The organism is Rhizobium sp. NXC24, assembly GCF_002944315.1.
Classification (GTDB): domain Bacteria; phylum Pseudomonadota; class Alphaproteobacteria; order Rhizobiales; family Rhizobiaceae; genus Rhizobium.
The window spans coordinates 1,919,401-1,933,964 of sequence record NZ_CP024314.1 but is presented as its reverse complement, the minus strand read 5'-3'; the positions used below and the strand labels follow the sequence as shown (position 1 = coordinate 1,933,964).

Here is a 14,564-nt window from a genome sequence, read left to right as displayed (position 1 = left end):
GATGGGTATTCTTCTTGGCGTCATAGCCGACGACTTCACCGGGGCAACTGATATCGCCAGCATTCTCGTACGCGAAGGAATGCGGACGGTGATGTCGATCGGCGTTCCCGCGCCGGCATTCGACGTTCACGACGCCGATGCTGTCGTCGTTGCGCTAAAATCCCGGACCGCTCCCGTCTCGGAAGCTGTCGCGCAATCGCTCGGTGCCCTTCAGTGGCTGCGGACACACGGCGCCGAGCAGATTTTCTTTAAATACTGCTCGACATTCGACTCTACCGCCCAGGGCAATATCGGTCCCGTCGCGGATGCCTTGAGCGACGCGCTTGATGCGAAGATCGCGGTAGTCTGTCCTGCCTTCCCGAAGAACGGGCGGACGGTGTTCAACGGGCATCTTTTCGTCGGCCGCCAGCTATTGCAGGATTCGCCGATGAAGGACCATCCGTTGACGCCGATGCGCCGTTCCGACCTCGTCTCGCTGATGGCGGAACAGTCGGCCCACGATGTTGGTCTCGTTCCTCATGAGGTCGTCTCTGCGGGCGATGCCGCGATTGCGGAAGCTTTTGCCGGTCTCACAGAGACCGGACAACGCTACGCCGTTACGGACGCGATCCATGACGAGCATCTCCGGTCCATCGGACGCGCCGTGCGCGGTCACAAGCTCGTAACCGGCGGCTCGGCGCTCGCCATGGGCCTGCCAGCCAATTTCGGCATTTCGCCGCGCAAGCCGGTCGAACGCGCCTATGGATCCTCGACGCCGCCACGAGCGGCAATCCTCGCCGGCAGTTGCTCCGCCGCCACGCGCCAGCAGCTTGCCAGGGCTAGGGCACTTTGGCCGAGCCGCAGGATCGACCTGGACGCCATAGCCGAAAAGCATCCCGTCGTGGAGGAGGCCATTTCCTGGGCGAAAAGCCAGCCTGTCGACCGGCCGGTCGTGATCTACGGATCTGCCGATCCCGATGAGGTTGAGGAAAACCAGGCGAAATACGGGCGCGAGCAGGCCGGCGCCATGATGGAGCATACACTGGCCGCCATCGCGGAAGGGCTGGTGGCGGATGGCGTCAGCCGGTTGCTGGTGGCAGGGGGAGAAACTTCCGGAGCGGTGATTTCGGCGCTCAAAATACAAGGACTTTCCATCGGTGTCGAGATCGCCCCCGGAGTGCCATGGACGACGACGCTTTCCGATCGGCCCTTGCAGGTGGCGCTCAAAAGCGGCAATTTCGGCGGCCCGGATTTTTTTGAACGCGCCTTGGATATTATCGCATGAGCGAAACAAAAATTCGCGACCAGATCGCCGGTTATGCAAAATCGCTTTTCGATCGCGGCCTGACCGCTGGATCGACCGGAAACATCAGCGTCCGCATTGACGATGGATGGCTGATGACCCCAACCGGATCGTCCATGGGAACGATTGATCCATCGCGCATCGCCAAGTTGGATGAGGCGGGGCGGCACGTTTCGGGCGACGCACCCACCAAGGAAGCGTTTCTCCATCGCGTCATGTACGACAAGCGGCCACGTGCGAGAGCTGTCGTCCATCTGCATTCGACCCATTCTGTCGCGGTTAGCTGTCTCTGCGGGATTGACCATGACGATGTGCTTCCGCCGCTTACGGCCTATTACGTCATGCGCGTCGGACGTCTGCCTCTCGTCCCGTATTATCCGCCCGGCGACGAGGCCCTGGCCAAGGCGGTTGCGGAGCGGATTTCCGATAGCCATGCAGTGCTGCTCGCCAACCACGGCCCGGTTGTTGCCGGCGTCGATCTTTCCGAGGCGGTCTATTCCGCCGAGGAACTTGAGGAAACCGCCAAACTGTTCCTGCTGCTACGCGGCGAGAAAACCAGACCGTTGAGTTGTGACGAGACGACCGAACTGCAACGGCGCTTCCCCGCCAAGTGCTGATGCTCGGCGAGAACTCGGGATCGGCAGAGGCTTAGCGGATCGTCTCCTGGCTGGCTTATGCCGATCGCTAACTCAACGGCACATAGGCGTAAGTCTTGTCGCCGTTATCGCGAACATGGCCAAGCCCAGGAAAGGGGAGGTGCGCGCCCCCGATCATGCACCGGCTCCGCGCTGCGTCGTCGAAGACGCGCCAGTGCTCCTGTTCGGCCTGGGTCCGGTCGACATCATATCCGATCGTGACGGTCGGATCGGCGAACTGAACTGTGGCGACATGGACGATATCGCCCCACAGGAGCAGCTTCTCCCCCTTACTTTCTATCTCGAACATCGTGTGTCCGGGGGTATGCCCATAGGCCGGTTGCGCTCGAATCCCCGGAATCAGGTCGGTACTGCCCTCGAAAGTCTTCAGCTTGCCAGCTTTCATATAAGGGGACAGCGAAGCCATGGTGGCCTGGAAGAAGCGCTTCGCCTCGGCGGGAGCGGCGCGCATTTCTTCTTCGCTCAGCCAGTAATCTGCGTCGCGCTTATCGGCGCGGATAATCGCATTCGGGAAAGCGCGTTCCTCACCCGACATCAGCCCGCCGATGTGATCTGTATGCATGTGGGTGAGATAGACCTCATCCACCTGTTCTGGCCGATAGCCAGCAGAGCGTAGATTGCCGAGCAATTTGCCGGTATGCGGACCCAATAGAGTGCCCGCGCCTGCATCGACCAAAACCAGTTTATCGCCGGTATTCACAAGAAAGGAATTGTGGGAGGTCTCGACCTGCTCGCCGAGAAAGTCGCTTTTCAAGGCTTCGGCTATCCGCGCCGAGTTCCCTTGCAGCAATTTCATCGCTGCAAGAGGGAGCTTGCCGTCGGACAGCGCCATTACCTCGTAGTCACCAACCATCAAGCGATAGAAGCCGGGTGCTTCGCTCGTGGCTATCGGTGCGGCAGCAAACAGGGGGCCGGGCACGGCGCACCCAATGCACATGCATGACGCGATAAGAAGGGAACGGCGGGTAAGATTGATCTGTCTGTTCTCAGTCATCGCTGGCTTCCTTGGGCTGTCGATTGCGGATCGGGCGGCGGGATGCGGGTGCACGACGAAGTCAAACCTTCATTGCTCCCGCGCGGCGCTGCACCGGATGAAGGTTTGCACGGCGCTTTTATTTCGGTCCAATTCAGAGTTTGACGGGACCATCATCATTGGGATGAATGATAGTCGGGGTCGACGAAGCCGGGTTTGATCTGGCCCGCAACAACTACGCTCGTCGCAGGGCTGCGCGCGTATCCTGCCTAGCCGATCATCGGCAAGAGCTCGCTGACCGACTTCTTGGCATCGCCGTAGAACATGCGGGTGTTCTCCTTGAAGAACAGCGGGTTCTCGATGCCGGAATAACCGGTGCCCTGACCGCGCTTGGAGACGAAGACCTGCTTGGCCTTCCAGACTTCGAGCACCGGCATGCCGGATATCGGCGAGTTCGGATCTTCCTGCGCCGCCGGGTTGACGATGTCGTTCGAGCCGATGACGATGACGACGTCGGTATTGGGGAAGTCGTCGTTGATCTCGTCCATTTCCAGCACGATGTCATAGGGAACCTTCGCTTCGGCAAGCAGCACGTTCATGTGGCCGGGCAGACGGCCGGCCACCGGATGGATGGCGAAGCGGACGGTCTTGCCGGCAGCACGCAGCTTGCGGGTCAGTTCCGAGACCGACTGCTGCGCCTGGGCCACCGCCATGCCGTAGCCCGGCACGATCACGATGCTGTCGGCCTCGTCCAAGGCGGCCGCGACGCCCTCGGCACTAATGGCGATCTGCTCGCCGATGATCTCCATCTGCGCGCCGGTGCTCGCGCCGAAGCCGCCGAGGATCACCGAGACGAAGGAGCGGTTCATCGCCTTGCACATGATGTAGGAGAGGATCGCACCCGAGGAGCCGACTAGGGCGCCGGTGACGATCAGGAGATCGTTGCCGAGCGTGAAGCCGATCGCCGCGGCCGCCCAGCCGGAATAGCTGTTCAGCATCGAGACGACGACCGGCATGTCGGCGCCGCCAATGCCCATGATCAGGTGATAGCCGATGAAGAAGGCAAGTGCCGTCATCAGGACGAGCGTCCAGACCCCGGCGCCATTGAAGTACATCAACAGCAGGATCAGCGACAGGATCGCGGCGCTCGCGTTGAGAACGTGCCCGCCCGGCAGCTTCCTGGCCTTGCCGTCCAATTTGCCGGCAAGCTTGCCGAAGGCGACGACCGAGCCGGTGAAGGTGACGGCGCCGATGAAGATGCCAAGGAAGACCTCGACCTTCATGATCGACAGTTCCACCATGTCCTTGTGGGCCAATATGCCGGCAAATCCGGTGAGCGCTGCGCGGGAAGCATCGTCGAGAGAAGCGACATGGGCCGCTTCGAGATGGGCATTGAAGCCGATGAACACCGCGGCAAGGCCGACGAAGGAATGCAGCGCCGCAACGAGCTGCGGCATTTCCGTCATCTGCACCCGGCTCGCCACATAATGGCCGAGCACCGCGCCGCCTGCGATCATCAGCGCGATGATGAACCAATTGCCGACGGTCTTGTCGATCATGGGGCCGAAGATCGTGGCAACTACGGCAAGGGCCATGCCGACAATGCCGTACCAGACGGCGCGCTTGGCGCTTTCCTGGCCGGACAGGCCGCCGAGCGAGAGGATGAAGAGAACCGCTGCCGCAACATAGGCGGCCGATACAATACCGATGGTCATTGTGAAGATCCCTGCCGCTTAAGACTTCTGGAACATGGCGAGCATGCGCCGGGTGACGAGGAAGCCGCCGACGATGTTGATGGTGGCGATCAGCACTGACAGCGCCGCCAGCGTCACCACCAGCCCGTTGCCCGAGCCGATCTGCAACAGCGCGCCGAGGATGACGATGCCGGAGACGGCGTTGGTCACCGCCATCAGCGGCGTGTGCAGCGAATGGCTGACGTTCCAGATCACCTGGAAGCCGACGAAACAGGCGAGCACGAAGACGACAAAATGGCTCATGAAGCTCGACGGCGCATAGGCGCCGACCAGCAGCAGAAGTGCGGTGCCGATGACGAGCAGGATGCCTTGGTTCCTGGTCTGCGCCTTGAAGGCGGCCAGTTCCCGGGCCCGCTTTTCCTCCGGCGTCGGCTCCTTCACCTTTTCCTTCGGCTTGGCGGCGGCGATCGCCTGCACCTTCGGCGGTGGCGGCGGATAGGTGATTGCGCCATCCTTGGTGACGGTCGCACCGCGGATGACGTCATCGTCCATGTTGTGGACGATCACCCCGTCTTTGCCCGGCGTCAGATCCGTCAGCATGTGGCGGATATTGGTGGCATAAAGCGTCGAGGCCTGCGCCGCCATGCGGCTCGGGAAATCCGTATAGCCGATGACGATCACGCCATTGTCGGAGACGATGCGCTCGTCGGGGACCGTCAGGTCGCAATTGCCGCCACGTTCGGCGGCCAAGTCGATCACGACCGAGCCCGGCTTCATCGCTGCCACCATATCGGCAAGCCACAGCTTCGGCGCATCGCGGCCGGGGATCAGGGCGGTGGTGATGACGATGTCGATCTGAGGCGCCAGTTCCCGGAACTTGGCAAGCTGCTTCTCGCGGAACTCCGGCGAGGACGGCGCGGCATAACCGCCGGTCGCGGCGCCATCCTGCTGTTCTTCGCCGAAGTCGAGGAAGACGAATTCCGCCCCCATGGATTCGATCTGCTCGGCCACCTCAGGGCGCACGTCGAAGGCATAGGTGATGGCGCCGAGCGAGGTTGCCGTGCCGATCGCCGCAAGCCCTGCGACACCCGCGCCGATCACCAAGACCTTGGCCGGCGGCACCTTGCCGGCGGCCGTCACCTGACCGGTGAAGAAGCGGCCAAAATTGTTGCCGGCCTCGATCACCGCGCGATAGCCGGCAATATTGGCCATCGACGACAGGGCATCCATCTTCTGGGCTCGGCTGATGCGCGGCACCATGTCCATGGCGATGACATTCGCTCCGCTGGAGCTGGCCTGATCGAGAAGCTCCTTGTTCTGCGCCGGGTAGAAGAAGGAGATCAGCGTCTTGCCAGGCTCCAGCCGATCAACCTCTGCGGCTTCAGGGGGCCGGACCTTGGCAATGACGTCGGATGTCTCGTAGAGCAAAGCCGCGCTGTCGACCACCGTGACACCCACGCCACGATAGGCCTCGTCCGAAAATCCGGCCGCTTTTCCAGCACCGGTTTCGATCACGCACTCGTAACCCAGTTTCTGGAGCTGAAGAGCGGCCTCTGGCGTCATCGCAACGCGCGCTTCTCCTGCGGCTCTTTCCTTAACTGCTCCGATCTTCATCGTATCTTATCCCCCGACGATCGCGCCGCGCCGCCGTCAGCCTGCTCGTCCAATCACTGCCATGAAATCGCATTGAACCAGCGAAGGTCCTTCCACCAACAAGGGCTGCGAGTGTCGAGCCGGTCGGGTTTCGGGGTCCGGGAACATGCGCACCCATTCCTCATTGAGCGGCTCTCGATTGTTGCGGTCGCGCAGATAGACCGTCATCTTGATGATGTCATCGGTGCTGCCGCCGGCGGCCTCGACGATCGTCTTCATATTTGCGAACACATGGGCGCACTGGGATGTGAGGTCCTCCGGCATGACTTGCGTTTCGGGATCTACGCCGTGGATCGCACCCGAGACGACCAGGTTCCCGATTCGACACGCGTTGGGGACCGGGAACTTGTGGGCTAAGCGTTCGACGGTGACGCTCTTGCGGCGGCTTGTGGCGGAGCTTGCCTGCACCACATCGGTCGGATTGGTCATTGGCGATTGAGACATGTGTTTCTCCTGTCATCTCACTTCAGCGCTCCATCGGGCGCCGCTGAAAGCGCATGGTTTCTGGCAGTGCATTTAGTTACTTTGGCGCATCCGCGGGGTTCGCATAGTTTGTGCCGCTCGGCCCATATCCGGTAATCGCGACGAGGGCTGGCTCGTCTCGCGTTTCCCCGAAATGGTTGGCATTGGCGGGTTCGGTGTAGATGCCTCCCGCCGGAAGCGCATTGAGCTTGGTTTCATCGTAGGTATTGCCAAACCCAACGTAGAAGGTGCCCGACAAGACGGTCACGAAGCGGGAATCGGGATGCGATAGCGGCATGATGCGCTTGTGTGGTTCGAGGCGCAGCAGAACCGTGTAAAGTCCTGCTTTCGTCGGATCGCCATAAAGCATTTCAGCGCTCTGACCCGAAACCTGGGACACGCCGACCGTCTTCGAGGCGCTCTGAGTGATCGAAAGTTGCTGGGGTGTCGCAACCATGATTTGCATTGGTCCGCCTGCGGCTTGCGCTTGGGCGATGCTCCCTTGTGTCGCCAAAGTCATGGCAAGAACCAGGTACGGGAAAGTTGATTTCATTGGTCTCTCCTTGGTCCAGAAAGAAGCTCCACGGAAGCATCCAGGTTGCGTCGTGGAGGGTTGCGATTTGTCCCAAGCGCATGCGCTCGGCAAACCGGTGGTTGGTCATTTCGTCTCTCGGGGCGCGGGCCCGAGGTCCTATGTCATCTCTGTGGATCGCATATCGCGTGCCGTCGGGTTCCAACGGTCCCTGTGGGGTCAGGGGCTACCCGCAGCGGTTTGTTCCCTCGTTGCGGCGGACTGGTCGTCCTCATCCGCCGTTGGACCGAGGCCTGGCATAAGATTGATGCCTTTCGTTTCAGGAAGCAGCAGCGTTGCCACGATCGCGATGCTGTAGCCGAGCAACGCAATCAGCCCGATGGCCTCTGCCAAGGTGATCCACTGCGCCAGAATGCCGATGCAGGAGACTGCGATAGCACCGGCCGCCTTGCCGAAGTTATAGGCGAAGCTTTGGCCGCTGCCACGTATCGCTGTCGGGAAGAGTTCGGTAAAGAAGGGACCCAGCGCTGCGTAGTTGCCGATCGTGAAGAAGCCGAATGGCACACCCATCAGAATGAGTCCCCAGCCCGATAGCGGCAGGAACATATAGGCAATGGTCACCACCCATGAGCAGACCAGAAACAACTGGAATGTCCGTCGCCGTCCGAGCACGTCGGACAGGTATGCGCTTGCCAGGAAACCGAAGAACGAACCGCCGGTAACCAGAAATACGTAGTAGCCTGAGGCGCTTGGCGAGAGGTGACGGACCGTCTTCATGAACGTCGGCAGCCAGTTGACAATTGCTCCGCCCACGCCGACGACGCCGAAAGCCAGCAGTGAAGCAAGGATCGTCACCTGCAGCATGCCAGGGTGGAAGATCGCGCTGAGGCTCGGGTCGCGGCCGGTGGCCTTTATCGCAGCTCGGGTCTGCTGATAGAGTTCCGGCTCCTCGATCGTTCGGCGCAGATGCAGAACCAGAAGTCCGGGCAGCACGCCAATCATCAGCAGGGTCCGCCATGCATATTCCGCCGGTACGTAGGCCAGAACGATGCTGGCCAATATGGCCGCGGCACTCCAGCCGACGCCAAAACCACTTTGAACGCTGCCCACCGCCTTGCCGCGGTGGATAGGCCGGATGATCTCGCCCATCAGCACGGCACCAGCGGCCCACTCACCGCCGAAGCCCAGCCCTTGCAGCACCCGCACGACGATGAGCTGTTCGAAGTTCTGCGTGAAGCCGGCGATGAGAGTGAACACCGAGAACCATAAAATGGTGAACTGCATGACGCGGACGCGGCCGAAGCGGTCTGCCAGATAACCGCATGCCCAGCCACCCACGGCGGCCGAGAGGAGTGTCGCTGTGGCGAGATAGCCCGCTTGCGCCGTCGTCAATCCCCATGCTGCGATCAGCACCGGAAGCACAAAGCTGAACAGTTGCGCATCCATCGCGTCCACTGCCCACCCCGCAAAGCATCCCCAGAACGTATTTCGCTCTCTATTTGTTAGCTCGCGATACCAGCCAAACATTTGGTCTCCTCCCAATGTTGATTTTTCGCACTCAGCCGGTCACACAACGAGCGGCGTCAGGCCTCCGTCCATCGTCAACGACGCGCCGGTCACGTAGGATGCTCGAACGCTGGCGAGATAAAGCGCGGCATCGGCCACCTCCTCTGGGGTGGCATAGCGCCCAAGCGGTATGCGCTGCTGGTTTTGACGCAGCAGCTCCTCCGGCGGCTTTCCGGTGGCGCGCGATTCCGCGTCCAGCGACATTTGCACCCGATCGGTCATCGTGGCCCCGGGATTGATGACGTTGACGCGTATGCCCGCGTGTCCCCAAGCTGCAGCCAGACCGGCCGAGGCCAGCATCAGCGCCGCGTTCGCAGCGCCGCCAGGAATATGGATCGGCGAGGCGATCTTGCCGCCAGTGCCGATAATGTTGACGATCGCACCCGCGCGCCGCGACACCATGCGCGGCAAGACATAGTCCATGACGTTCATGTAGGTGAAGAACTTCGCGTCCATCGCGATGCGCCACTTGTCCGGCGTTAGTTCGCTCGGGGGTACGCGCACGGCGCCACCGGCGGAATTGACCAGCACAGCAATCGGTCCGACCTGCTCCTCAACCGCAATGACTGCACGCTCGGCTGCGGTGCCATCCGACAGGTCCGCGGCGAAGGGTGTGACGTCGATGCCGTCGGCCGCAAGTGCTGCCCGGGCGGCGGCCAGATTATCGGCGCCGCGCGATACGATAGCCACGCGGGCGCCTTCCCTGGCGAAGGCCCGGGCGCAGGCAAGACCGATGCCTTTGCTGCCGCCCGTGATCAAAACGACTTTGCCGTCCAGCTCAAGGTTCATTGCGCATTCTCCTGTTTCAGCACATCCGGATTGTGGATGTTGATCGGCGCGCCCTGGGCAAAGGCGACGATCTGGTCAAAGGCATTGCCATAGGCATATTCGTAGTTGTCGCGCTCGACATAGCCGAGATGTGGCGTGCACAAGGCGTTTGGCAGCATCAGCAAGGGGTCGCTCGGGTCGGTCAAAGGTTCGTGCTCAAACACGTCGACTGCCGCTTTGCCGGGGCGGCCGTTGCGCAAGGCTGCGACCAGCGCCCCAGGCTTGATCAGCTCCGCTCGGCTCGTGTTCACCAGCAGGGCCGTCGGCTTCATCAGGGCAAGGTCGTCGGCGTCGATCAAGCCGGCAGTCTCGGCATTCAGGCGCAGGTGCAGGCTGAGCACGTCCGATTGCTCGAACAGGGCCTGCTTGCTCGCGGCAACTGGAAGGCCCTCTTGCCGCGCCCGGTCCAGAGACCCCTGGCGCCCCCAGATCAGCAACTCCATGCCGAAGGCGACGCCGATCCGCGCCACCATCGCGCCAAGCCGGCCAAAGCCATAGATTCCGAGTGTGCGGCCTCGCAGTCCGAGTCCGACGGTCGTCTGCCATGACCCTTCCCGAAGCGCGGCGCTTTCAAGCGGAATGTTGCGCATCGCCGAGAGGATCAGGCCCCAGGTGAACTCCACCGTTGGATATGAAGGCCGTTGCGTCAGAGCCGAGGAGACCAGAACGCCGTGCCGCGTGCATGCGGCGAGATCGATGTGCGGCACATGGCCATTCTGGCTGATCAGCCTGAGGTTCGGCAGTCGGCTGACCAGCACTTCGTCCACCTTGGTCCGCTCGCGCAGCAGCACGAGTACGTCGGCATTGGCAAGTCGCTCTGCCAACATGTTCACGTCGGCTACCGCATCGTTCCAAATCGTCACCTCATGGCCTTGAAGTTTGCTGAAGCAGTCGAGCGTACGAACGACATCCTGATAGTCGTCGAGGATAGCCACACGCAGTCTGGGGGTGAGATTAGCCATTATAGTCACTCTTTGCTCGGCAAGTCGGCAACTGCGGTCCCTGCATCGATTGCACCGCATTTTTCGTGCTCGAAGGCAGCCTTCGCCAGCGCCCGCTCCAGCACCTCGGCCGCGCGCGCAATCGGGATGAAGCAGACGCCGGTCTCATCGGCGACGACGATATCGCCGGGCGCGACGCGAATGCCGGCGATCTGGATATCGCCATTGATTTCCACCGTCTCGATGCGCCATTTGCCCGTAACCGGGGTGATCTCGGTGGCCCAGAGTGGATATTCCACACGACGGGAATGGCCGACGTCACGGATGCCACCGAAGACGATGGCGCCGGCTTCGCCCTGCCGTTTGCCGGTCTGCGCCGAAATGCCGCCCATGTTGGATATGCCGGCAACACCATCGATGACGACGACGTCACCAGGCAGCGCCAGATTGTGAGCCTCGAACTCCGCCATGCGGTTCACATGGTTGCGGGCAGTTTCGTAGACATGGTCGCGTTGCATGATATTGCGCACGGTCAGGGCCGGCCCGACGATGCTTGCGTTCGGCAGGGTCGGCTTGAGAACCGATGCTCCGATAGCGCCGGTGATGCCCAGCTCGTCCATGACGTCGGCGACCACGCTCGTCGCATCGGGGATGCGTTTGAACTTCTCGATGAGGCCATGCGGCGGACGTGGCGCCCGCATCAGACGAATACGATCGGGGCTGATCTTACCGGTCAGCTTCGGCAACAGGTCTCCGGCAGGAGCATCATTCATGAGATAAATCCTCGCAGTATATTGCGCAGTTGTCTGTCGCAGCCTTATCTCCGATGCAGGACATCATCGTTCTGGCTCTTGTCGATACAGTTGCCCAAAAGGTTTGAATCGTCCAATTTAGATTTAGAGGGCACGATTATCATCGTGGTGAATAACATGCGGCTTGATCTCAACCTGCTGGTGGTCATTGAAGCGATTATGCTGGAGCGGAACGTGACGCGAGCCGCAGCCAGTCTGTCGATGAGCCAGCCAGCAGTCAGCAACGCGCTTCGGCGCGCCCGAAAATTGACGCACGACCAACTTTTCCTAAAAGTTGCGGACGGCGTTCAGCCAACCTCACGGATGCTCGCCATTTGGCCCGAGCTTCACCGTTCGCTCGCGGTCATCAGAGCCTCAATCGCACCGGAGCAATTCGACCCGCGCTCGGACCCGACCAGCTTCCGAATTGCCGTTACGGATAGCCTTGCCGAGGAAGCGGTCTGCGGCATTGCGCTGAAGCTGCGCGCGATGTCACCCTATGCCCGCTTGGCATTTTCTTTCCATACCAATGCGAGCTCTCTTGAGGGGATAGAGCGTGGCACGCTTGACTGCGCCGTCGGTATGTTTCCGTCGCTCCCACGAGACATCCATGTTCAGGGGCTTCGGACAGATCACTACATGTGCGTGATGCGGCGAGGACATGCATTAGAGGGAGAGATGGACCTTGATCAGTTCGTCGCAGCTTCGCATGTGCTGGTGACGCCATCGGGGATGGATTTGGGCGTGATCGATGGCTGGTTGAGCCTGCATGGTCGCACAAGGACAATCGCCGTCGTCGTCAACCATTTTGTCGATGCGCTGCGCATTGTCGCGGGAAGCGACCTGATGACCTGTGTGCCCAGCGGATTCATCAACGGACATGGCCGATCGCTCGTCTCCCAGCATGGATTGGTCGTTCGTCATCTTCCTTTCGAGGCCGAGAAGCTGGTCTATAAGCTCGTGTGGCATGAACGCGTTCACACCCATCCCGCTCACCAATGGTTCCGCTCGCTTGTTGCCGGTATTTGCGGAAACGTCGGAGCGGATAATGCCGGCTGAGTGCTGTGGTCATACATTCAATGCGGAGTTTTCCCATCGGGTAGCCGCCAACGACCGTTTTTCATCCGTGAAAAATACCCTGCAGATTTGGCTGTTTGCCACTCGGGCAGCTGCCCCTATCTCTCCCCGCAACGGCAAACGATCGCGGAGGATGACATGCTGACTGAACCCGACAATGCTACCACAATGGTTCTCTGGAATGGCCGCGAGATTCCGCGCCTCGGCATGGGATGCTGGGCGATCGGCGGGCCGTTTTATGCCGGCGACGTTCCACTTGGCTGGGGCGATGTCGATGACGATGAATCGATCCGTGCTATCGAGCGGGCGGTGGATCTCGGCATTCGCTTCTTCGATACCGCCTCGAATTATGGGGCTGGGCATTCCGAAGAGGTGTTAGGTCGGGCGATTGGCAATCGAGGCGACATCGTCATCGCCACCAAATTCGGCTCCGCGACGGACGAGAAGACCAAACAAGCGATCGGCGCTTTCGCCGACCCGGCCTTCATCCGGCAGTCCGCCGAGACGTCCTTGCGCCGGCTGCGCCGCGATCGTTTGGACCTGTTGCAGTTCCATCTCAACGATTTTCCGCTCGAAGCGTCGGACGAGGTATTTGAAACGCTGGAAAGGCTAAAGGACGAAGGCAAGATCGACGCTTTCGGCTGGAGCACGGACCATCCGGATCGTGCCGCACGTCATCTGCATCGCGCGGGATTCGTGTCGATCCAGCATACGATGAATGTCTTCGAGCCGGCTTCGGCGATGATCGATATCATCGAGCGCAATGGCCTGATTTCCATCAATCGCGGTCCGCTCGCCATGGGGTTGCTCAGCGGCAAGTTCACGCCTGACAAAACGGTCGGCGAGAAGGATGTGCGTGGCGCAAGCCTCGGCTGGATGATCTACTTCAAGGAGGGCAAGATCGCTCCTGAATTTGCCGCCCGTCTGGAAGCGGTCCGCGATCTGCTGACCGAAGACGGTCGCACGCTGACGCAGGGTGCGCTTGCATGGCTATGGGCGCGCTCGTCGCGCACGCTGCCAATTCCCGGCTTCCGCACGGTGGCCCAGGTCGAGGAAAATGCCGGTGCCCTCGCGAAGGGACCGCTGCAGCCAGATGTAATGGCGAAAATCGATAAAGCGCTGGCTGGCCTCTAGCCTGGTCATGCCGCGACAAGGTCCTGCTTTCATCTCGCGCTCGCGGGTCGATCGTCCGCTGAACCATCTGCGTGAATTCGATCACGGCCGCCGAGCTTTGCCATATAAAGTGCCCGGTCCGCGCGGGCATATAGGCTGAGGGCTGTGTCACCCGGCTGCGCGCACGCTATGCCTGCCGAAAATGTGTATTGAAATTCTGGATGCTCCGGCAGCGGTCTGGCTTTGCGAACGGAAACGAGCATCCGTTCGACGATCAAATGTGCCTGGCCGATGGGAGTGGCTGGAAGCGTGAGCACGAATTCCTCCCCGCCGATGCGTCCGAAGCAATCGGTGCGCCGAACGAGGCTATGAACCCGCTTTGCGAAGTCTCTGAGCACCAAGTCGCCAATCTGATGGCCGAATTGGTCGTTGATGCTTTTGAAGCGGTCGATATCGAGGACGCAGAGGCAGCCGGACGATGGCTCGGCGTCCTTTCGTGGCAGCAACATGTCTTCGACACGGGCGGTGATGAAGCGGCGATTGGCAATACCGGTCAGTTCATCGGTATAGGAGGCCTTTATTGCCAGATCCCGGTCCTGCCGGACCGTGCGTGTCTTTGCCTTCAAACCCGTCACATCGCTGGCGACACACAGCATCCACCCATCTTTTTGAACCATCTCCGTCATCCAAAGCCAACGACCGTCGACGAGATCGGTTTCAAAAGCTCGGTAGCCGATCTTCCCGCGGCGGGATTGGGTGGAAATCAACCATTCTTCAAAGTCTGCAGCGTGGATGACAGTGCCCCGTTTCGCATGGAAATTCCGCCGCATCAGATCTGGCCAGAAAGGGGTCTCATCGGGCTCGATGAAAAAGGTCATCCGAAACGCCTTGTTCGCGTAGCGCAATCGGTCAAATTCATCATAGGCAGCTACGAGAACAGGGGCGCTCTCGAATAGTTCAAACAGTCGGCTGATGTCATTATCCATGGGATCGACT

Annotated in this window: 14 protein-coding genes; 4 read left to right on the top strand and 10 right to left on the bottom strand. The window is 60.8% G+C overall.

The genetic code is table 11. The features are described 5' to 3' along the window. Nucleotide 1 precedes the first annotated feature (1 nt). Nucleotides 2-1,264, top strand: a complete 1,263-nt coding sequence (gene otnK / locus NXC24_RS33035; RefSeq protein ID WP_104827473.1) for a 3-oxo-tetronate kinase — start codon at nucleotides 2-4, stop codon at nucleotides 1,262-1,264. Then, complete coding sequence (gene otnC, locus NXC24_RS33030; RefSeq protein WP_104827472.1) at nucleotides 1,261-1,899, top strand: 3-oxo-tetronate 4-phosphate decarboxylase; 639 nt, start codon at nucleotides 1,261-1,263, stop codon at nucleotides 1,897-1,899. Before otnK ends, otnC begins: the two co-directional genes overlap by 4 nt. 67 nt (nucleotides 1,900-1,966) lie before the next feature. Here the strand turns inward: otnC and NXC24_RS33025 are convergent, their stop codons facing one another. The 9 genes from NXC24_RS33025 to NXC24_RS32985 form a co-directional block, all read right to left on the bottom strand. Continuing rightward, the gene (locus tag NXC24_RS33025) at nucleotides 1,967-2,932 is read right to left on the bottom strand and encodes an MBL fold metallo-hydrolase (protein ID WP_104827471.1); all 966 of its coding nucleotides are present in this window, start codon (nucleotides 2,930-2,932) and stop codon (nucleotides 1,967-1,969) included. 248 nt (nucleotides 2,933-3,180) lie between these two features. Beyond that, entirely contained in the window at nucleotides 3,181-4,626 is a 1,446-nt protein-coding gene (locus NXC24_RS33020) for an NAD(P)(+) transhydrogenase (Re/Si-specific) subunit beta (protein ID WP_104827470.1), read from the bottom strand. An 18-nt stretch (nucleotides 4,627-4,644) separates the two neighbouring features. Continuing rightward, entirely contained in the window at nucleotides 4,645-6,219 is a 1,575-nt protein-coding gene (locus tag NXC24_RS33015; protein WP_104827469.1) for a Re/Si-specific NAD(P)(+) transhydrogenase subunit alpha, read from the bottom strand. Between the two features lie 36 nt (nucleotides 6,220-6,255). Further along, nucleotides 6,256-6,702: a RidA family protein gene (locus NXC24_RS33010; protein WP_245464117.1), complete on the bottom strand. Its 447-nt coding sequence runs from the start codon at nucleotides 6,700-6,702 to the stop codon at nucleotides 6,256-6,258. A 76-nt stretch (nucleotides 6,703-6,778) separates the two neighbouring features. Continuing rightward, entirely contained in the window at nucleotides 6,779-7,273 is a 495-nt protein-coding gene (locus tag NXC24_RS33005) for a cupin domain-containing protein (protein WP_104827467.1), read from the bottom strand. Nucleotides 7,274-7,471: 198 nt separating this feature from the next. Further along, nucleotides 7,472-8,779 (bottom strand): MFS transporter, encoded by a 1,308-nt coding sequence (locus tag NXC24_RS33000; protein WP_104827466.1) that lies wholly within the window; start codon nucleotides 8,777-8,779, stop codon nucleotides 7,472-7,474. A gap of 39 nt (nucleotides 8,780-8,818) precedes the next feature. Beyond that, on the bottom strand, nucleotides 8,819-9,607 hold the full coding sequence (locus tag NXC24_RS32995) for an SDR family oxidoreductase (RefSeq protein WP_104827465.1): 789 nt from the start codon (nucleotides 9,605-9,607) through the stop codon (nucleotides 8,819-8,821). Further along, nucleotides 9,604-10,608: a D-2-hydroxyacid dehydrogenase family protein gene (locus NXC24_RS32990; RefSeq protein ID WP_245464116.1), complete on the bottom strand. Its 1,005-nt coding sequence runs from the start codon at nucleotides 10,606-10,608 to the stop codon at nucleotides 9,604-9,606. The genes NXC24_RS32995 and NXC24_RS32990 overlap by 4 nt, the downstream gene beginning before the upstream one ends. A 5-nt stretch (nucleotides 10,609-10,613) precedes the next feature. Beyond that, on the bottom strand, nucleotides 10,614-11,360 hold the full coding sequence (locus NXC24_RS32985) for an RraA family protein (RefSeq protein WP_104827464.1): 747 nt from the start codon (nucleotides 11,358-11,360) through the stop codon (nucleotides 10,614-10,616). A gap of 90 nt (nucleotides 11,361-11,450) precedes the next feature. Here NXC24_RS32985 and NXC24_RS32980 point away from each other — a divergent pair, with 90 nt between their 5' ends. Beyond that, a complete protein-coding gene (locus NXC24_RS32980) occupies nucleotides 11,451-12,437 on the top strand; it encodes a LysR family transcriptional regulator (RefSeq protein ID WP_245464115.1) in 987 nt (328 codons plus the stop codon). 156 nt (nucleotides 12,438-12,593) lie between these two features. Beyond that, nucleotides 12,594-13,589 (top strand): aldo/keto reductase, encoded by a 996-nt coding sequence (locus tag NXC24_RS32975; protein ID WP_104827462.1) that lies wholly within the window; start codon nucleotides 12,594-12,596, stop codon nucleotides 13,587-13,589. A gap of 29 nt (nucleotides 13,590-13,618) precedes the next feature. Here NXC24_RS32975 and NXC24_RS32970 read toward each other — a convergent pair whose 3' ends face one another. Next, entirely contained in the window at nucleotides 13,619-14,554 is a 936-nt protein-coding gene (locus NXC24_RS32970; RefSeq protein WP_104827461.1) for a GGDEF domain-containing protein, read from the bottom strand. Nucleotides 14,555-14,564 lie beyond the last annotated feature (10 nt).

Excerpts from the sequence above, each read along its gene's own strand:
- NXC24_RS33020 (WP_104827470.1), bottom strand. The coding sequence starts at position 4,626 with ATGACCATCGGTATTGTATCGGCCGCCTATGTTGCGGCAGCGGTTCTC.
- otnK (WP_104827473.1), top strand. The coding sequence starts at position 2 with ATGGGTATTCTTCTTGGCGTCATAGCCGACGACTTCACCGGGGCAACT.
- NXC24_RS32970 (WP_104827461.1), bottom strand. The coding sequence starts at position 14,554 with ATGGATAATGACATCAGCCGACTGTTTGAACTATTCGAGAGCGCCCCT.
- NXC24_RS33010 (WP_245464117.1), bottom strand. The coding sequence starts at position 6,702 with ATGTCTCAATCGCCAATGACCAATCCGACCGATGTGGTGCAGGCAAGC.
- NXC24_RS32990 (WP_245464116.1), bottom strand. The coding sequence starts at position 10,608 with ATGGCTAATCTCACCCCCAGACTGCGTGTGGCTATCCTCGACGACTAT.
- NXC24_RS33000 (WP_104827466.1), bottom strand. The coding sequence starts at position 8,779 with ATGTTTGGCTGGTATCGCGAGCTAACAAATAGAGAGCGAAATACGTTC.
- NXC24_RS33025 (WP_104827471.1), bottom strand. The coding sequence starts at position 2,932 with ATGACTGAGAACAGACAGATCAATCTTACCCGCCGTTCCCTTCTTATC.
- NXC24_RS32995 (WP_104827465.1), bottom strand. The coding sequence starts at position 9,607 with ATGAACCTTGAGCTGGACGGCAAAGTCGTTTTGATCACGGGCGGCAGC.
- NXC24_RS32975 (WP_104827462.1), top strand. The coding sequence starts at position 12,594 with ATGCTGACTGAACCCGACAATGCTACCACAATGGTTCTCTGGAATGGC.
- NXC24_RS33015 (WP_104827469.1), bottom strand. The coding sequence starts at position 6,219 with ATGAAGATCGGAGCAGTTAAGGAAAGAGCCGCAGGAGAAGCGCGCGTT.
- otnC (WP_104827472.1), top strand. The coding sequence starts at position 1,261 with ATGAGCGAAACAAAAATTCGCGACCAGATCGCCGGTTATGCAAAATCG.
- NXC24_RS33005 (WP_104827467.1), bottom strand. The coding sequence starts at position 7,273 with ATGAAATCAACTTTCCCGTACCTGGTTCTTGCCATGACTTTGGCGACA.
- NXC24_RS32985 (WP_104827464.1), bottom strand. The coding sequence starts at position 11,360 with ATGAATGATGCTCCTGCCGGAGACCTGTTGCCGAAGCTGACCGGTAAG.